Origin of the sequence: Pseudolysinimonas kribbensis, from assembly GCF_030161895.1 — a bacterium.
In the GTDB taxonomy this organism is placed as follows: domain Bacteria; phylum Actinomycetota; class Actinomycetes; order Actinomycetales; family Microbacteriaceae; genus Pseudolysinimonas; species Pseudolysinimonas kribbensis.
This window is the reverse complement of the sequence record NZ_BSVB01000001.1, coordinates 3,260,336-3,278,755: the sequence shown is the minus strand read 5'-3', so window position 1 is coordinate 3,278,755 and position 18,420 is coordinate 3,260,336. Positions and strand designations below refer to the sequence as shown.

Genomic DNA, 18,420 nt, shown 5'->3' with positions numbered 1-18,420 from the left:
CGGCCCTCAGTGCTGCTGCGCCGCCTCCAGCTCGGCGTCGGTCAGCTCCGGAGCCGTCGGCTTGTGCACGAAGAAGGCGACGACGATCGAGCCGATCGAGACGATCGCGCCGACCATGAACGCCCAGTGCACGCCCACCATGACCTGAGCGGGCGCCGCGTTCTCCGCGTCGGTACCGCCCGCCGCGGCCGTGCCCGCCGCCAGCAGGGCGATGAACGCCGCGGTCCCGGCGGCCGCCGCGACCTGCTGCAGCGTGGTGAGGGTGGCGCTGCCGTGCGAGTACAGATGCGGCGGCAGCGCCGAGGTGCTCACCGTGAACAGGCAGGTGAACAGGATGCCGAGGCCGATGCTCATGATGACGTGCGGCAGCAGGATGAACCACACCGGGGTCTCCTGGTTCAGGAGCGTGAGTCCCCACAGGCCCAGGCTGACCAGCACGGTGCCTGGTACGAGCAGCGGGCGAGTGCCGAAGCGGTCGTAGATGCGACCCACGAACGGGCCGATGAGCCCCATGATGAGGCCGCCCGGCAGCAGCACGACGCCGATCGTCCAGGCCTCCATCTTCAGCACGTTCTGCACGTAGAGCGGGAGCACGATCACCGCGCCGAACAGGGCGATGGTCATCACGACGAACAGCACGATCGAGATCGAGAAGGTCTTCGCTCGGAAGGTGCGCAGGTCGAGGAGGGCCCGGTCGGTGCGCTGGAGGGCGATCTGGCGCAGGACGAACAGCACGAGGAAGACCACGCCGACGACGGTCGGGATCCACGGTGCGATCACGCTGCTCCCCTCCGCCGACGCGCCCAGACTGCTCAGCCCGTACACGACGCCGCCGAAGGCGAGGGCCGACAGCACGATCGACAGCACGTCGAGGTGCGCCTTGCGCGGCTCGGAGACGTTCGGGATGCGGACGATGCCGATCACGAGCATGACCACGGCAAGCGGGAAGCTGATCCAGAACAGGTAGCGCCATGATCCGAGGCCGTCGATGACCAGGCCGGACACCGCGGGCCCGATCGCGGGCGCGACCGACATGACGATCGAGATGCGGCCCATGATCCGGCCGCGGTCGAACATCGGCACGAGCTGGAGCACGGTCGTCATGAGCAGCGGCAGCATGATGGCCGTGCCGGAGGCCTGGACGACCCGGCCCAGAAGGAGCACGCCGAACGTCGGCGACACCGCGGCGATGAGCGATCCGAGTGAGAACAGCGACATCGCGGTGATGAACACCGGGCGGGTGTTGAGCCGCTGCAGCAGCCATCCCGTGATGGGCACGACGATCGCGGTGGTCAGCGCGAACGCGGTCGTCAGCCACTGGCCCGCGCTCGGCGTGATGTGCAGGTCCTTCATGATCGGCGGCACGGCGACGCTCATGACGGTCTCGTTGAGGAAGACGACGAAGACCGCCGCGAGCAGCAGGACGATCGCGACCCGGTTGCGCGACGCGATGGCCGGATCAGGGGTCGTCGGCGCCGCGGGGACGTGGACGGCGGCTTCGGTCATGGCTCCTCCAGGAGTCTCAGCGCTGATGTGGGAATCGACCTGACCGGTTCGCCGGCGGCCTAAGTGAACAGCGTCCACATTATCGGCGACCACCGACATCCGGATAGCGATGGACGTTCGCTGAGAGGAGAAACCGCCGGGGGCGACGGTATTCCCGACGGGAGAGGATCAGCGCGAGCGGCGCACCGTATCGGTGTCGGTGCCGACATCCTCCGGGAGCGGACGCGCGATCGGCAGCCGCTGCCCGAGCACCTGCGACACGATGTCACGCGCGATCTGCTGGTCGGTCAGCCCCACGCGCGCGAGGATCTCGTCCCGCTCCCCGTGCTCGAGGAACTCATCGGGCAGCCCCAGCTCGTCGACCGCGGTGTCGACCCCCGCGGCCCGCAGGTCCTGCCGGATGCGGGTGCCGATCCCGCCCACCCGGATGCCGTCCTCGATCGTCACGACCAGACGGTGCTGGGCGGCGAGCTCGATGATCCCGGACGGCACCGGCACGACCCAGCGCGGGTCCACCACGGTCGCGCCGATCCCCTGCGCCGCCAAGCGCTCGGCGACCTGCATCCCGATCTTGGCCATCGGCCCGACGGTGACGATGAGCACATCGCGGAACGGCGCCTCGCGGAGCACGTCGACGCCCGATGCGTCACGGCGCACGGCGTCGAACTCGTTGCCCACATTCCCCTTCGAGTAGCGCAGCACCGTGGGGGCGTCCTGCACGGCGACCGCCTCGCCGAGCTCCTCGCGCAGCCGGCTCGCGTCGCGAGGGGCCGCGATGCGGATATGCGGCACCGCCTGCAGGATCGCGAGGTCCCAGATGCCGTGATGGCTGGGTCCGTCGGGGCCGGTCACGCCGGCCCGGTCGAGCACGAAGGTCACGCCCGCGTCGTGCAGGGCGACGTCCATCAGCACCTGGTCGAAGGCCCGGTTGACGAAGGTCGCGTACAGCGCGACCACCGGGTGCAGGCCGCCGAACGCCAGCCCGGCCGCGCTCGCGACCGCGTGCTGTTCCGCGATGCCGACGTCGAAGACGCGACCGGGATGCTTCTCGGCGAACCGGTGCAGCCCGGTCGGACGCAGCATCGCGGCCGTGATCCCCACGATGCGGGGGTCGCGATCGGCGAGCTCGACGATCTCGTCGGCGAAGACGCTCGTCCACGACGGGCGGCTCGCGTGCTCCACCGGCTCGCCCGTCTCGGGATCGATCTGGCCGACCGCGTGGAACTGGTCGGCGACATCGGCCACCGCGGGCTCGTAGCCGTGCCCCTTCTCGGTGATGACGTGCACGATCGACGGGGCGTCGTACTCCTTGGCCTGACGCAGGGCGAGCTGCAGGGCCTCGAGGTCGTGGCCGTGCACGGGGCCGATGTACTTGATGTCGAGGTTCGAGTAGAGCGACTCGTTGTTGGTGAAGCGGGAGAGGAACCCGTGGACCGCTCCGCGCGTGCCGCGGTAGACGGCGCGGCCGACCGGTCCGAACCTGGCGAACACCCGCTCGGTGGTGCGATGGAGGTCGCGGTAGGCACGACGGGTGCGGACGCTGTTGAGGAAGTGCGCCATCCCGCCGATCGTCGGCGCATAGGAGCGGCCGTTGTCGTTGACGACGATCACGAGACGGCGCGAGTTGTCGTCCGTGATGTTGTTGAGGGCCTCCCACGTCATGCCGCCGGTGAGAGCGCCATCGCCGACCACGGCGACCACGTGGCGGTCGCTCTGCCCCGTCATCGCGAAGGCGCGGGAGATGCCGTCCGCCCAGCTGAGCGAGCTGGACGCGTGCGACGACTCCACGATGTCGTGCTCGGACTCGCTGCGCTGCGGGTATCCGGCGAGGCCGCCCGACATCCGGAGCCGGCTGAAGTCGTGCCGGCCGGTGACCAGCTTGTGCACGTAGCTCTGGTGGCCGGTGTCGAACACGATCGCGTCGCGCGGCGAGTCGAACACCCGGTGGATCGCGAGGGTCAGCTCGACGACGCCCAGGTTCGGCCCCAGGTGACCACCCGTCTTGGAGACCTCACCGACCAGGAATCGACGGATCTCCCCTGCGAGGTCCTCGAGCTCCTTCGGAGTGAGCCGGTCCAGGTCGCGAGGCGTCCGGATCCCGTCCAGCAGCGACATGCTCCGAGCCTACGCGGGCGACCTACACCAGGCTGCGAAGCACGTACTGCAGGATGCCGCCGTTGCGGTAATAGTCAGCTTCACCTGGCGTGTCGATCCGCACCACCGCGTCGAACTCGATCGGCGTCCTGCCCGCCGCCGAGTGCTCACTCGGGGCGGCCGTCACGTGCACCGTCTTCGGCGTCGAGCCGTCGTTGAGCGCCTCGATGCCGGAGATCGAGACGACCTCGGTGCCGTCGAGCCCCAGGTCGGCGGCGGTCCTGCCCTCCGGGAACTGGAGCGGGATGACGCCCATACCGATGAGGTTGGAGCGGTGGATGCGCTCGAAGCTCTCCGCGATGACCGCGCGGACGCCGAGCAGGTTGGTTCCCTTGGCCGCCCAGTCCCGGCTCGATCCCGAGCCGTACTCCTTGCCCGCGAGGATGACCAGCGGAACGCCGGCGGCCTGATAATTCTCGCTGGCGTCGAAGATGAACGCCTGCGGGCCGTCGGGCTGCGTGAAGTCGCGGGTGTAGCCGCCCTCGACGCCGCTGCCGCCGTTGAACTGCGCGAGCAGTTGATTCTTCAGCCGGATGTTCGCGAACGTGCCGCGGATCATCACCTCGTGGTTGCCGCGCCGGGAGCCGTAGGAGTTGAAGTCCTTGCGGTCGACCCCGTGCTCCAGCAGGTAACGACCGGCCGGACTGTCCGCCTTGATGGAGCCGGCGGGCGAGATGTGGTCGGTCGTGACGGAGTCGCCGAGCTTGGCGAGCACGCGCGCGCCGGCGATGTCGGCGACGGGGGTCGTCTCGAGCGTCATGCCCTCGAAGTACGGGGGCTTGCGCACGTAGGTGGAGGCGTCGTTCCACTCGAAGACGTCGCCGGTGGGCGTCGGGAGGCTCGTCCAGCGCTCGTCGCCGTCGAACACGGCGCCGTACTCCTTCGTGAACATCTCGGTCGAGATCGACTCGTCGATGGTCTTCTGCACCTCGCCGGCATCCGGCCAGATGTCCTTGAGGAAGACGTCGTTGCCGTCCTGGTCCTGCCCGAGCGGGTCGACCTCGAAGTCGAAGTTCATCGATCCGGCCAGGGCGTAGGCGATGACCAGGGGCGGGGACGCGAGGTAGTTCATCTTGACGTCCGGGTTGATCCGACCCTCGAAGTTGCGGTTGCCCGAGAGCACCGCGGTCACGGCGAGGTCGTTCTCGTTGACCGCCGCCGAGATCTCGTCCAGCAGCGGACCCGAGTTGCCGATGCACGTGGTGCAGCCGTAGCCGACGGTGTAGAAGCCGAGTGCCTCGAGGTCGGAGGTCAGTCCCGCCTTGGCGTAGTAGTCGGTCACGACCTTCGACCCGGGCGCCAGGGTCGTCTTGACCCACGGCTTGGCCGTGAGGCCCTTCTGGTGCGCATTGCGCGCGAGCAGCCCCGCGGCGAGCATCACGCTCGGGTTCGAGGTGTTCGTGCAGCTCGTGATCGCGGCGATCGCGACCGCGCCGTGGTCGAGCGTGAAGGTCGTGCCGTCCACCGACACCTCGGTGGGCTTCGTGGCGGTCGACGGAGCGGCGCTCACGTGGTGGCGCGTGTGCGAGTGCGCATGCGCGCTGTCCTCGTCCTGCGCGGTGAAGCCGATGGGGTCGGAGGCCGGGAACGTGCCCTCCACCGCGGCATCGACCATCGAGAGGTCCTGGTCGGCGTAGTCGTCGAGGTCCGCCTCGAACTGGGTCTTGGCCCGGCTCAGCTCGATCCGATCCTGCGGGCGGCGCGGGCCGGCGATCGAGGGCACGACGGTCGACAGGTCGAGCTCGATGTACTCGCTGTAGGCGGGCTCGAGCTCCGGATCGTGCCAGAGGCCCTGCGCCTGGGAGTACTCCTCGACGAGCGTGATCTGCTTCTCGCTGCGGCCGGTCTGGCGCAGGTAGTCGAGGGTCACGGCGTCGATGGGGAAGATGGCGGCGGTCGAGCCGAACTCCGGGCTCATGTTGCCGATGGTGGCGCGGTTCGCGAGCGGCACCTCGGCCACGCCGGCGCCGTAGAACTCGACGAACTTGCCGACGACACCGTGCTTGCGCAGCATCTGGGTGATCGTCAGGACGACGTCGGTCGCCGTGACGCCGGTCGGGATCGCGCCGGTGAGCTTGAAGCCGACGACCTTGGGGATGAGCATCGAGACCGGCTGGCCCAGCATCGCGGCCTCCGCCTCGATACCGCCGACGCCCCAGCCCAGCACACCGAGACCGTTGACCATCGTGGTGTGCGAGTCGGTCCCGACGAGGGTGTCGGGGTAGGCCTGCAGGACGCCGCCGACCTCGCGCGTGTAGGTGACGCGGGCGAGGTACTCGATGTTGACCTGGTGCACGATGCCGGTGCCCGGCGGCACGACCTTGAAGTCGTCGAAGGCGGTCTGACCCCAGCGCAGGAACTGGTAGCGCTCGCCATTGCGCTCGTACTCGAGCTCGACGTTGCGCTCGAACGCGTTCTCGGTGCCGAACAGGTCGGCGATCACGGAGTGGTCGATGACGAGCTCGGCGGGGGCGAGAGGGTTGACCTTCTTCGGGTCGCCGCCGAGGGTGCTCACCGCCTCGCGCATGGTGGCGAGGTCGACGATGCACGGGACTCCGGTGAAGTCCTGCATGACGACGCGGGCGGGGGTGAACTGGATCTCCGTGTCCGGCTCCGCCTGCGGCTGCCAGGCGCCGAGGGCCTCGATCTGCGACTTGGTGACGTTCTTGCCGTCCTCGGTGCGCAACAGGTTCTCGAGGAGCACCTTGAGACTGAAGGGCAGCTTCTCCGACCCCGGGACCTTCGCGATCCGGAAGATCTGATACTCGGTGCCGCCGACCGTCAGAGCGCTCTTCGCGCCGAAGCTGTCCACCGCCGTGCCCTGTTCATCCACCATTTTGGCCGTCTCCTCGCTGTCGTGATCCATCGTCGGACCCGTGGTCGACCACCGTCCAGCAAGGCAAGCCTAAGACCGGGCGAGCGTCTAACTATCTCGACATCAAGATATCTTAGCGCTCGACATCGTCCTCGGACGACTCGCCGTCGTCGCGCTCGGGCATCGTCCAGGCGGTGCGGAACAACAGCCAGGTCAACCAGAGGATGACCGCGTACAGCGGCACGCCGAGGATGAGCTTCATCGTCGCCAGCGCCGTCGTCTGGTCGAGGAGGAACAGCGGCACCTCGACGATCAGCCGGATGGCGCCCAGGAACAGCCAGAGCACGGTCGCGACGAGCGCGACGCGGCGCTGGGCGGCGTCCTCGCGCCAGGTGCGGTCGCCGATCAGGAACCCGACGAGCACGCCGAGGAACGGCCGGCGCACGACCAGGCTGAGCGCCATGATCACGACGATGGCGCCGTCGATGCCGAAGCCGAGCAGGAAGTTGTTGTTGATGTTGTTCGTGAAGAACGCCAGGCCACCGGAGACGGCGATGCCGAGGAAGCCGACGATCGCGGTCATGACGGCCTGCCGGCGCACCACCCGCACGACGATGAAGGCGATGGCGACGACTGCGGGAGCGGCGACCGCCCAGACCAGCCGATCGGTCGGCGAGAGGAACGACCCGGTCACGGTGTAGACGATCAGGAACAGCAGCGTGGGCAGGATCGACTCGACGATGCCGAGCACACCGCCCATGGCCTGCAGGAGGGTGCGCGCCGACGGGGTCTCGCCCGGCGCGATCCGGCCGAGGCTGGAGCGGCGCAGGGCCTGCCCGAGCGCGTCGTGGACGTCGGGTGCGTCGCCCTCGGGTCGCTGCGGATCCGGCGTCGTCATCAGACCGTCCCGGCATTCGCCGGCACGTGCAGCGGGATGAGGTCGCGCGGCGGCATGGGCGTGGTGCCGCGCACGACGACGATCGACCGGAACAGTTCCTCGACCTGCGCCGCCGCCTCGGGGTCCGCTGCGGCCTGTCCGCTGATGACGCCCCGCAGGAACCAGCGCGGCCCGTCGACACCGACGAAGCGCGCGAGCCTGCCGCCCTCCGGCGACGGGATCTCCGCGCGCACCTCCGGCCCGAGAGGGCCCTCGACGGACTGTGCGGCTCCGCCCTGACGCTGGATCTGCTCGACGATCTGCTCACGGATCTCGTGCCAGAGCCCACTCGTGCGCGGCGCGGCGAAGGGCTGCACCTGCAGCGTCGAACCCGCGTAGTCGAGCGCCACGGCCACGATGCGCTGCGACTCCTCCTCGACCTCGAGGCGCAGGCCCAGGTCGGCACGCGGCACGATCTTCACCCCGCCGAGGTCGACGTAGGGACGCACGGCGTTGGCCTCGGCCTCGTCGAACGGGCCCGCGTCCTCGCGGTCCACGGGTGCCGACTTCGGGCGGTCGGCCGCGTCGTCGGAGAAGGCGGACGGATCGGGGGTCTGGCTCACGCAGGGACTCCGGTGGTGGTCGCATAGCCGGTCGAACCGAAGCCGCCCTCGCCGCGTTCGCTGCCGGGCAGGCGCTGCACCTCGACGAAACGTGCGCGGCTCACGGGCAGGACGATCAGCTGGGCGATGCGATCGCCGGCGCTGATCCGGTACGACTCGGAGCTGTCGGTGTTCAGAAGCGTGACCCGCAGCTCGCCGCGGTAGCCGGCATCCACGGTGCCAGGGCTGTTGACGATCGTGATCCCGTGTCGCGCGGCGAGGCCGCTGCGGGGCACCACGAAGGCGACGTAGCCATCCGGCAGCGCGATCGCGACTCCCGTGCCGACGGTCGCCCGCCCGCCCGGCGCCAGCGTCACGTCGTCCGCGGAGGTGAGATCGGCTCCCGCATCGCCCGGATGCGCGTAGCGCGGTTCGGGGCCCGTGAGGAGCACCTCGACGAGGTCGGTCACGCGTCGAGGCTAGTCCCCGCGGCTCGGCGTGGTCGAATAGGAGGGATGCCCACCTCGCCCCCGCCTACCGCGAACGCCTCTGGCCTTCGCCGTGGGTCTTCCTCACGACCGCGCTCGTGATCCCGGCCGCCCTGCTGGTCTTCCTGCCGATCTCGGAGACCGCCGGGATCGTCGTCGCGATCGTGCTCTACGGCGCGATCGTCGTGATCCTGATCGCGACCACGCCCCTGGTCGAGGTGACCGATGCGGAGTTCGGAGCGGGTCGGGCCCATCTGCCGCTCGCGGTCGTGCATGCGGTGCGCGCGGTCGAGGGCGACGAGGCCGGCGCCGAGCGCGGGGTGCGCCTCGACGCTCGGGCGTTCCTGCTCATCCGGGGCTGGATCCCGGACCTCGTCCGTGTGGAGCTCGACGATCCGAGCGACCCGACGCCCTACTGGCTCGTGTCCACGCGCCACCCGCGACGACTGGTCGCGGCCCTCGCGGGGGCGCGGGCGGGCTCAGCGGATTAGGCCGCGCACTCCTGGCAGATCGGCCCCAGCTTGGAGTCGTGGTCGAACTGCGACTGGTGCTTGACGAGGAAGCAGTTCACGCAGGTGAACTCGTCCGCCTGGGGCGGGAGCACGACGACGTCGAGGTCGACGTCGGACAGGTCGGAACCGGCCAGCGCGAAGTCGGGATTGTCCCCCTCGTCCACGTCGATGGCACTCGACAGCTTGTCGGGCGTGCGCTCCTGAAGAGCCTGGATCGACTCGGTGTCGTCGTCCGTCTTCCTCGGTGCGTCGTAGTCGGTTGCCATTCCCATCCATCTCGATTCGGGTGCCGGTGAAGGCGATTCGGCGGGGCACAGTCTGCACGATCGATCCGACCGCCGCAAACCGGCTGGGCCCACCATGCCCTCGTGCCCGCATCAACCTGCGGCGCGCCCGCGATATTCCCGGGTGAAACGGTTATCGCATGGCATCCTGTGCCTGACTCACAGGGTCAGGAGGTCGGCGCTCATGCAAGAGCTGAAGGTCATCGGAGTCGAGGACGGGGCCCTCCTCGTCGCCTCGGACGAGGGCTCGCGCTTCCGCGTCGAGATCGACGAGGCGACGCGTGCGCGGCTGCGCCCTCCTGCGCCCGAAACGGGTTCGGCGCGCCGGCTCGCCCCAAGGAGATCCAGGCGCACATCCGGGCCGGGATGTCGGCGGAGGACGTCGCGGCGGTCACCGGCGCACCCCTGGAGTACATCCAGCGTTTCGAGGGGCCCGTGCTCGCGGAGCGCGAGTTCGTGATCGAGTCCGCGCTGGGCGTGCCCGTGCAGATCGCCGTGGAGGCCGACCCCGCCGCGGGAACGACATTCGGCACCGTGATCCGGCAGCGCCTGGCCGACGCGGGAGCGGCGGACGAGCGGTGGGCGAGCTGGAAGGAGCAGGCCGGCAGCTGGGTCGTCAAGCTGACCTTCGAGATCGCTCAGGTCGAGCACGACGCCCGCTGGAGTTTCGATCCCAAGCGCACGGCGCTCTCGCCCATCAACCCCGAGGCGATCTCGCTCTCGCAGCAGGGCGAACTGCCGCCGAGCCTGATCCCGCGCCTCCGAGCGGTCACGACCCAGCCCGGCGACACCGGCCGATTCGACAGCGGCGCGTTCGAGATCTCGGATGAGCAGGCCGACCCGGGGATCGTCGCGCCGGTGCCCATCGGACGCGTCGCACCGGCCGAGGCCGATCCGCCCGCGCACCAGCAGACCGCCGACCTGCTGGAGGCGCTGCGGCGCCGGCGCGGCGAACGGGACCCGATGGATCCCGGCCCCTCGGATGCCATGGCGTCGCACCCGTCGACGGGCGCGATCCGGCTCATCGACATCCCGCTCACCCCCGGGGACGCCGGGGCGGAGGACCAGCCCGGCGCCGCGCATCAGCCCGCCCCGCCGGCGCAGACGCGTAACGCCACCGGACCCCTCGGCAAGCGGCGCGGGCGCGCCGCCATGCCGACGTGGGACGAGATCGTGTTCGGCGCCCGGCCCGACGACGACCTGGTCTGAGCCGGGCGGTCACGCCCAGCGGGCGAAGCGCAGCAGCGGGATCGCGAGCTCGTCGGCGCTCAGCGAGCCGTGCTGGCCGATCATGCGCCGGCCGCGGTCCTCGGGGTCGATGTAGTAGGCGACGCGATCGCGCGCCGCGACGAGCACGTCGCCGATGCGCGGCACGACCTCGGGGTCGACCTCGCCGAACCAGCCCGCCGCGACCGCCTCGGCACGCGTCGCCACCCAGGCCCGCCGGCCCTCCCGCTCGCGCCACCGGGCGGCCACCTCGTCGGCGTCGACGCCCGGGGCGAGATGCAGCTGCAGGCAACGCGGCTCCCCCGCGACCGCCACGACGCCGTCCAGGGCGGCGTCGCCGACGACGACCTGGCGCTCGTGCGGCACGTCGACGACCCCGTGATCGGCGGTCACGAGAACGCCGTCGCGGGGCCCGACCCCGGCCAGGAAGGTCGCGAGCGCGGCGTCGAGCTCCTCCAGCGCCGCGACCCAGGTGTCCGACTCCCAGCCCCTGGCATGCGCCGCGGTGTCGAGCTCCGGGACGTAGAGGTAGCCGAGCGCAGACGGCCCGGCGAGCACCTCGCGGGCGCGGGCGAACCGGTCGGCGATCGAGCGACCGCCGAGGTACTCGGCACCGTGCAGGACGGCGTCGGTGAAGCCGGAGCCGCGGTAGCGCTCGGGGCCGATCGCGACGGCACGAAGACCGACCGCCGTCGCGCGTTCGAAGCACGTCGGCATCCGCTGCCATCCCCGCGGCAGGCCCCCGTCGTCCCAGCCGCTCAGGTGGTTCACGACCGTGCCGTCCGGGCCGAGCGCGGTGTAACCGACCACGCCGTGGCGGCCGGGATCCGTGCCGGTCGCGAAGCTGGCGAGGGCGCTGGCAGTCGTGGTCGGGAAGACGGACGAGATCGGGGCATCCCGGGCCAGTCGCGAGGCCAGGGTGCGCGCATGCCCGCCCCGCGCGGTCAACGCGGCGAGGCCCAGGCCGTCCACGAGCACGACCACGGCGTGATCGACGGGCGCGAGGCCGAGTCCCGTGCTGCGTCCGCCGAGCGCGTCGAGGCATCCGGGGAGCACATCGGCGAGCCGGAACCGGTGCGCCCTGCCAGCGGGGAGTCGGGCCGCCGGTAGCATGACGGCGATCCTATGGCCACTCCCTCCTCCACCTCACCGTCCTCATCGAGCCCGGCAGAGGGCGAGCGCATCCAGGACGTCGACGTCTCGACCGAGATGCAGGGGTCGTACCTCGAGTACGCGTACTCCGTCATCTACTCTCGCGCCCTGCCCGACGCCCGCGACGGCCTGAAGCCGGTGCAGCGCCGCATCCTGTTCCAGATGAGCGAGATGGGCCTGCGCCCGGATCGCGGGCACGTGAAGAGCGCACGCGTCACCGGCGACGTCATGGGCCGCCTGCATCCGCACGGCGACGGGGCGATCTACGACGCCCTCGTGCGGCTCGCGCAGGACTTCACGATGCGCCTGCCGCTCGTCGACGGGCACGGCAACTTCGGCTCGCTGGACGACGGCCCCGCCGCCGCGCGCTACACGGAGGTGCGGCTGCAGGCCGCCGCGCTCGCGATGACGGACGGGCTCGACGAGGACGTCGTCGACTTCGTTCCCAACTACGACAACCAGCTCACCCAGCCCTCGGTGCTGCCGGCGGCCTTCCCGAACCTGCTCGTCAACGGCGCCAGCGGCATCGCGGTCGGCATGGCGACCAACATGGCACCCCACAACCTCATCGAGGTCGCCGCGGCGGCGCGGCACCTGCTCGAGAACCCCGAGGCGACCCTCGAGGACCTCATGGAGTTCGTGCCCGGCCCCGACCTGCCCACCGGCGGCACGATCGTCGGGTTGGAGGGCATCAAGGACGCCTACGCGACGGGTCGCGGCTCGTTCAAGACGCGTGCCCGCGTCTCGATCGAGCAGCTCTCGGCCCGTCGCGCGGGCCTCGTCGTGACCGAGCTGCCGTACCTGGTCGGGCCCGAGAAGGTGATCGAGAAGATCAAGGACGGCGTGCAGTCCAAGAAGATCACGGGCATCGCCGACGTCACCGACCTCACGGACCGCAACCACGGCCTCCGGCTCGTCATCGGCATCAAGACCGGCTTCAGCCCGGAGGCCGTGCTCGAGCAGCTCTACCGGCTCACGCCGCTCGAGGACGGCTTCGGCATCAACAACGTCTGCCTCGTCGAGGGCCGACCGCTCACGCTCGGACTGCGCGAACTGCTGCGGGTCTACCTCGACCACCGCATCGAGGTCGTCACGCGGCGATCTCGATTCCGCCTCGCCCGGCGGCAGGAGCGCCTGCACCTGGTCGACGGGCTGCTCGTCGCGATCCTCGACATCGACGAGGTCATCCAGGTGGTGCGCACCTCCGACGACACCGCGCAGGCCCGCACGCGTCTCATGGACGTCTTCGATCTCTCGCAGCTGCAGGCCGACTACATCCTCGAGCTCCAGCTGCGCCGGTTGACCCGGTTCAGCCGCATCGAGCTCGAGACCGAGCGCGAGAAGCTGCGCGCCGAGATCGCCGAGCTCGAGGCCCTGCTCGCCGACCCCGGTCGGGTGCGCACCACGGTCGCCGACGAGCTCGACGAGGTCGCGGAGCGGTTCGGCACCCCGCGACGCACCCTGCTGACCCAAGGCGCGGCCAGCACGGCGCAGACGCCGAGCCAGCGCAAGGCGGCCGCGGCGGCATCCTCGAGATCGCCGACGTGCCGACTCTCGTCCTGCTGTCGACCACGGGCCGCGCGGTGCGGGTCGACCTCCCGGATGGCACGGAGCCGCCGACGCGTCCCGCGCGCCGCAGCAGGCACGATGCGCTGGCCTCGCAGGTCGTCGGCACCAGCCGCGGTCAGCTCGGGGCGATCACCTCGCGCGGACGGCTCGTGCGGTTCACCCCGGTCGACCTGCCGTCGGTGCCGGCGAACTCCGTGCAGCTGGCGGCCGGTGCCCGGATCGCCGACTACCTCGGGATCGTCGACAAGAAGGAGCGGGTGCTCGGGCTGGTCTCCCTCGAGTCGGAGCTGCCCGTCGCGCTCGGCACCCGGCAGGGCGTCGTCAAGCGCGTCGCGCCGGGCGGATGGCCGGCTCGACCTGACTTCGAGGTCATCGCGCTCAAGCCCGGCGACGAGGTCGTGGGCGTCGCCCAGGGCGGCGAGGCCGAGGAGCTCGTCTTCGTCACGAGCGACGCGCAGCTGCTGCACTTCGGCGCGGCGCAGGTCCGCCCGCAGGGCGTGGCGGCCGGCGGGATGGCGGGCATCAAGCTGGGCGCGGGCGCCTCGGTGATCTTCTTCGGGGCCCTCGATCCCGGGGCCGACGTCGTCGTCGCCACCGTCTCCTCCCCCGCCGAGACGCTCGCCGGCGCCGACCCGGGTCGCGCGAAGGTGTCGGCGTTCTCCGAGTTCCCCGGCAAGGGTCGCGCCACCGGCGGCGTCCGGGCGCACACCTTCCTGAAGGGCGAGAACGCCCTCGCGCTCGCGTGGGCGGGGGCTGCGCCCGCGCTGGCGGTCGGTACGGACGGGTCGCTGCGCACCCTGCCCGAGTCGGGCGCGAAGCGCGACGCCTCGGGCGCTGCGCTCGACGCCGTCATCGGCTCCATCGGCGCCTCCTCTAGCCCCCTCCTCGATAACTGCCCAAAAGTCCCAGTCGCGGTCGCCCGCACTGGGCGTTTTTGGTCAGTTATCGAGGGTGCGGGTCAGGTGACGCCGGCGATCGAGCACGCGCCGCCGAGGACGCGAGCGCCGATCACGACCTCCTGCAGCGATCGCGGCTCGCCCGAGGTCCAGGTGAGGGTCAGCGACCGCAGCATCTCGTCGCCCGGAAGTGCCACGGCGACCAGCACCGTGCTCGGCCCCTCGATCTCGACCCGACGGGTCGACGCATCGGGCACGACGAGCGGCTCGACGGGGTCCTCGCCCGGCCGTATGCCGTCGCCGAGCGGGATCACCCGCCACGGCACCGCGCGCCCGCTCGACGTCACCCCGAGCAGGCCGGCGTGCCCGTCGAGCGGGTCGATCGTGAACTCCACGACGATCCGGCTGCCGTCGAGCACGCGGCAGGCGGGGCTCAGACCGCGGTCCGAGAACCCCGCGCGATACGGCGTCGTCGACCGGCCCGCCGAGGTCGCGACCGCGACCGTCAGCGCGACGGTGACCAGCGCACCGGCGGCGAGGCCGAGCCCCAGCCCGATCAGCAGCCCCCGCGCGAGCGGACGGAGCGTCATTTCGGGAACAGGTGGGGCACGAACCCCGCCCAGGCCCGGCGCAGCTCCGAGCGCGGGTCCTCCTCGACGCGGTCGTCGACGTCGATGATGAGCGTGCGCCGGTGCTCCGCGTCGTAGCGCGGCCAGCCGGCATCCACCTGGCCGGAGAACGCGAACCGCAGCCAGTTGGTGCGCATCCGGCGTCCCACCCGCTCGAAGGCCCGATAACCCCCGAGCAGGCCGAACAACCGGCCCGGGGGTTTGCGTGCCTGGTCGAACACGGCGAACAGCTCGATGCCGTGGGTGGCGTCGAGACCGAGCCAGCGCGCGAGCCGGGGGCGATGTCGAACCGGTAGAAGTAGACGGGTGCATGGCGGGCGTGCGCCTCGGCGATCCGCACCGAGGGGTACCAGAAGGAGTAGTCGCCGGCGAAGTCGGCCGACGAGGGGCGCCGGGACAACCGCGGGTACATCCGCGCGATCGCGGTCGCCTCCTCGCGTGGAGTCTTGGCGAAGACCGCGCGGATGCGCGCCGGCGTCGAGGCCAGGATGTCGAGCCGACCGCGGAACAGCGAGCCCTCGCGCTCGTTCGTGCCGATGATGAGCGGGATGCGCGCGGCACGCCCCTCCCGGAACGCGTCGACCGGGCGCATCGGCAGCAGCTCGCCGTCCGCGACGGGGGCCAGCAGCGTGGAGCCGGGCACGCGATCCGGCATCTCGCGCACGAGCCGCGTCGTCGCGGCCACGAACTGGGCGGTGGTCGCCTCCCCGAGCAGACGAGCCGCCTCCTCGGCGGTCGGCTCCGACGTGAGCGGGGCGCGGCGCACCGCGCCGAGCAGCTCGAGGAAGTCCCGAGCCCACAGCGCCGTGATATCCGGGTCGTAGACGGCCTCGGCCGGCGAGCTCTCGGCGATCGCCCGGGCGAACAGGCCGTGCGCGCGCGGCACCGCCATGAGCGTGGTGACCGCGTTGGCCCCCGCGGACTCGCCGAACAGGGTCACGTTGCCCGGGTCGCCGCCGAAGGCCCCGATGTTGTCGCGCACCCACTCGAGCGCCGCGAGCTGGTCGCGCAGGCCGAGGTTGGAGTCGAACGGGCGGTCCGGGCTCGAGTACCGCGTGAAGTCGAGATAGCCGAGCGCCCCGAGCCGGTAGTTCAGGTTGACGAAGACGACGCCGCCGTCGTGCACGAGCCCCTCGCCCTGCTCGGGCATCTCCCGCGAGGACCCGACCGCGTACGCGCCGCCGTGGATGTAGACCATGACCGGCCGCGGCACCGCCGACGGGATGCGCGGCGCGATCACGTTGAGGGTGAGGCAGTCCTCGCTCATGGCGGCCCGGCTGTTGGTGCCGCTGAGGCTGCGTGGATCCTGCGGGGCGACCGGCCCGAAGTCGCGCGCCGGCCGGATGCCCTCCCACGGCACGACCGGCTGCGGTGCGCGCAGGCGCAGGTCTCCGATCGGCGGGGCCGCGTACGGGATGCCGCGCCACATCCGCAGGCCGCGTCGCACCGCACCCTCGATGCGACCTCCGGAGACATCGAGCTGGAGCGCGTCGGCCACGGCTCCACGCTACGACGGCGCCGTGAGCGGGCGCTGAGGGCGCGCTCAGGCGGCGTCCGGAATCAGACGTCGACGCGGGAGCGGTCGAGACCCTGCCCGGCGATGATGAAGTCCTTGCGCGGCGCGACGTCGTTGCCCATGAGGAGCTCGAAGACGCGCGCCGCCTGCTCGGCGTCGGCTACCTTCACGCGACGCAGGGTGCGGTGCGCACGGCTCATGGTCGTCTCGGCGAGCTGGTCGGCATCCATCTCGCCCAGTCCCTTGTAGCGCTGGATCGGATCCTGGTACTTGCGACCCGACTTGCGCAGCGTCGCCAGCACCTGGTTCAGCTCCGCCTCGGAGTACGTGTAGACGATCTCATTCGGCTTGGAGCCGGGGTTCTGGATGACGACCCGGTGCAGCGGCGGAACCGCGGCGAACACGCGACCGTCCTCGATCATCGCCGGCATGTACTTGAAGAACAGGGTGAGCAGCAGGGTGCGGATGTGGGCACCGTCGACGTCGGCGTCGGCCATGATGATGACCTTGCCGTAGCGGGCCTGGTCGAGCTCGAACGTGCGGCCCGAGCCCGCCCCGATCACCTGGATGATTGACGCGCACTCGGCGTTGGAGAGCATGTCGGCGACCGACGCCTTCTGCACGTTGAGGATCTTGCCCCGGATGGGCAGCAGGGCCTGGTATTCGCTGTCGCGGCCGAGCTTGGCGGTGCCGAGGGCGGAGTCGCCCTCGACGATGAACAGCTCGGTGCCGGCGACGTCGTTGGAGCGGCAGTCGACGAGCTTCGCGGGCAGCGACGAGCTCTCGAGCGCGTTCTTGCGACGCTGGGTCTCCTTGTGGGCGCGGGCCGAGATGCGCGCCTTCATCTCCGAGACGACCTTCTCCAGCACGACGGCGGACTGCCGCTTGTCGTCGGCCTTCGAGCTGGAGAACCGCTGGCCGAGGGCCGTGCTGAGCGTGTTCGCGACGATCGCGCGGATCGCCGGGGTGCCGAGCACCTCCTTGGTCTGCCCCTCGAACTGCGGCTCGGGCAGGCGGACGGTGAGGACGGCGGTGAGCCCGGCGAGCATGTCCTCCTTCTCGAGCTTCTCGTTCTGGCCGACCTTGAGCCGGCGCGCATTGCGCTCGATCTCGGCGCGCAGGAACTTCATGAGTCCCTGCTCGAAGCCGGCCTGGTGGGTGCCGCCCTTCGGGGTCGCGATGATGTTGACGAAGCTGCGGAACACCGTGTCGTACCCGGTGCCCCAGCGCAGCGCGATGTCGACCTCGCACTGGCGCTGCACCTCGGTCGAGACCATGTGCCCGTTCTCCTGCAGCACCGGCACCGTCTCGGAGTACGCCCCGGTGCCCTGGATACGCCAGGTGCTCGTGAGCGGGTCGTCGGGGGCGAGGAAGTCGGCGAACTCGGAGATCCCGCCCGCGAAGCGGAAGGTCTCCCGGTTCTCCCCCGCGATCCCCTCGGCGTTCTCGCGCTTGTCCAGGATGTCGATCCCGAGCCCCGGCACGAGGAAGGCGGTCTGCCGCGCGCGGCCGGTCAGCTCCTCCAGCTGGAACCCCGCCCCCTTCGTGAAGATCTGCCGGTCGGCCCAGTACCGGATGCGCGTGCCGCTCACTCCCTTCGCGACCTTGCCGGCCTTGCGCAGCTCCGACCCCGACGTGAACGGGGTGAACGGGGCATCCGGGCTCGGCTCGCCCGTATCGGCGAAGGTGCCGGGCTCTCCCCGGTGGAACGACATCGCCCACGTCACACCGTCGCGGTCGACCTCGACGTCGAGCCGCTCGCTCAGCGCGTTGACGACCGAGGCGCCGACGCCGTGCAGGCCACCGGAGGCCGCGTACGAGCCCGAGCCGAACTTGCCGCCCGCGTGCAGCTTGGTGAAGACGACCTCGACACCCGAGAGCCCGGTCTTGGGCTCGATGTCGACCGGGATGCCGCGGGCGTGATCGCGGACCTCGACGCTGCCGTCGTCATGCAGCACCACCTCGATGTCCTGGCCGAAGCCGGCGAGCGCCTCGTCGACGGAGTTGTCGATGATCTCCCAGAGGCAGTGCATGAGACCGCGGGAGTCGGTCGACCCGATGTACATCCCCGGCCGCTTGCGCACGGCCTCCAGCCCCTCGAGCACGCTGAGGTGACGGGCGGTGTAGTCGCTGGAAGACGCCACGGAGCTCCTTCGGGTGGGCGGGCCCTCTCAGCGTAGGCGGCACCCGCGA

General features: G+C 70.9%; 13 protein-coding genes and 2 pseudogenes. 3 read left to right on the top strand and 12 right to left on the bottom strand.

Annotated features, from left to right (window positions below):
• Nucleotides 1–6: 6 nt before the first annotated feature.
• The 6 genes from QQK35_RS17985 to dut all read right to left on the bottom strand — a co-directional run bounded on the left by QQK35_RS17985 (nucleotide 7) and on the right by dut (nucleotide 8,424).
• A complete protein-coding gene (locus QQK35_RS17985) occupies nucleotides 7–1,506 on the bottom strand; it encodes an MDR family MFS transporter (RefSeq protein ID WP_284255375.1) in 1,500 nt (499 codons plus the stop codon).
• A 168-nt stretch (nucleotides 1,507–1,674) separates the two neighbouring features.
• A complete protein-coding gene (gene dxs / locus QQK35_RS17980; RefSeq protein WP_284255374.1) occupies nucleotides 1,675–3,621 on the bottom strand; it encodes a 1-deoxy-D-xylulose-5-phosphate synthase in 1,947 nt (648 codons plus the stop codon).
• Between the two features lie 22 nt (nucleotides 3,622–3,643).
• Nucleotides 3,644–6,526, bottom strand: a complete 2,883-nt coding sequence (locus QQK35_RS17975) for an aconitate hydratase (RefSeq protein WP_284255373.1) — start codon at nucleotides 6,524–6,526, stop codon at nucleotides 3,644–3,646.
• Nucleotides 6,527–6,608: 82 nt separating this feature from the next.
• Nucleotides 6,609–7,373, bottom strand: coding sequence for a DUF3159 domain-containing protein (locus tag QQK35_RS17970; RefSeq protein ID WP_284255372.1), 765 nt, complete (start codon nucleotides 7,371–7,373; stop codon nucleotides 6,609–6,611).
• Nucleotides 7,373–7,975, bottom strand: coding sequence for a DUF3710 domain-containing protein (locus QQK35_RS17965; protein WP_284255371.1), 603 nt, complete (start codon nucleotides 7,973–7,975; stop codon nucleotides 7,373–7,375). The genes QQK35_RS17970 and QQK35_RS17965 overlap by 1 nt, the downstream gene beginning before the upstream one ends.
• Entirely contained in the window at nucleotides 7,972–8,424 is a 453-nt protein-coding gene (gene dut / locus QQK35_RS17960) for a dUTP diphosphatase (protein ID WP_284255370.1), read from the bottom strand. Before dut ends, QQK35_RS17965 begins: the two co-directional genes overlap by 4 nt.
• Nucleotides 8,425–8,540: 116 nt before the next feature.
• Between dut and QQK35_RS17955 the strand changes: the two genes are divergently transcribed.
• Nucleotides 8,541–8,933 carry a DUF3093 domain-containing protein gene (locus QQK35_RS17955; RefSeq protein WP_284255369.1) on the top strand — a complete coding sequence of 131 codons (393 nt, stop codon included), beginning with the start codon at nucleotides 8,541–8,543 and terminating at the stop codon, nucleotides 8,931–8,933.
• On the opposite strand, the gene QQK35_RS17950 is transcribed toward QQK35_RS17955, so the two are convergent.
• Nucleotides 8,930–9,220, bottom strand: coding sequence for a DUF4193 domain-containing protein (locus tag QQK35_RS17950; protein ID WP_284255368.1), 291 nt, complete (start codon nucleotides 9,218–9,220; stop codon nucleotides 8,930–8,932). The two genes, QQK35_RS17955 and QQK35_RS17950, sit on opposite strands and share 4 nt — an antisense overlap.
• 384 nt (nucleotides 9,221–9,604) lie before the next feature.
• On the opposite strand from QQK35_RS17950, the gene sepH reads away from it, so the two are divergent.
• Complete coding sequence (gene sepH / locus QQK35_RS17945) at nucleotides 9,605–10,447, top strand: septation protein SepH (protein WP_284255367.1); 843 nt, start codon at nucleotides 9,605–9,607, stop codon at nucleotides 10,445–10,447.
• Between the two features lie 9 nt (nucleotides 10,448–10,456).
• Here the strand turns inward: sepH and QQK35_RS17940 are convergent, their stop codons facing one another.
• Complete coding sequence (locus tag QQK35_RS17940; protein ID WP_284255366.1) at nucleotides 10,457–11,578, bottom strand: alkaline phosphatase family protein; 1,122 nt, start codon at nucleotides 11,576–11,578, stop codon at nucleotides 10,457–10,459.
• A 12-nt stretch (nucleotides 11,579–11,590) separates the two neighbouring features.
• Here QQK35_RS17940 and QQK35_RS17935 point away from each other — a divergent pair.
• A pseudogene (locus QQK35_RS17935) lies at nucleotides 11,591–14,052 on the top strand (DNA gyrase/topoisomerase IV subunit A); the annotation flags it as partial.
• A gap of 92 nt (nucleotides 14,053–14,144) precedes the next feature.
• Here QQK35_RS17935 and QQK35_RS17930 read toward each other — a convergent pair.
• From QQK35_RS17930 to QQK35_RS17915, 4 genes and pseudogenes are all read right to left on the bottom strand, one after another.
• Complete coding sequence (locus tag QQK35_RS17930) at nucleotides 14,145–14,672, bottom strand: hypothetical protein (protein WP_284255795.1); 528 nt, start codon at nucleotides 14,670–14,672, stop codon at nucleotides 14,145–14,147.
• On the bottom strand, nucleotides 14,669–14,932 hold the full coding sequence (locus QQK35_RS17925) for a hypothetical protein (protein ID WP_284255793.1): 264 nt from the start codon (nucleotides 14,930–14,932) through the stop codon (nucleotides 14,669–14,671). The genes QQK35_RS17930 and QQK35_RS17925 overlap by 4 nt, the downstream gene beginning before the upstream one ends.
• Nucleotides 14,933–15,039: 107 nt before the next feature.
• A pseudogene (locus tag QQK35_RS17920) lies at nucleotides 15,040–16,140 on the bottom strand (carboxylesterase/lipase family protein); the annotation flags it as partial.
• Nucleotides 16,141–16,271: 131 nt separating this feature from the next.
• Nucleotides 16,272–18,371, bottom strand: coding sequence for a DNA gyrase/topoisomerase IV subunit B (locus QQK35_RS17915; RefSeq protein WP_284255365.1), 2,100 nt, complete (start codon nucleotides 18,369–18,371; stop codon nucleotides 16,272–16,274).
• Nucleotides 18,372–18,420: the final 49 nt, after the last annotated feature.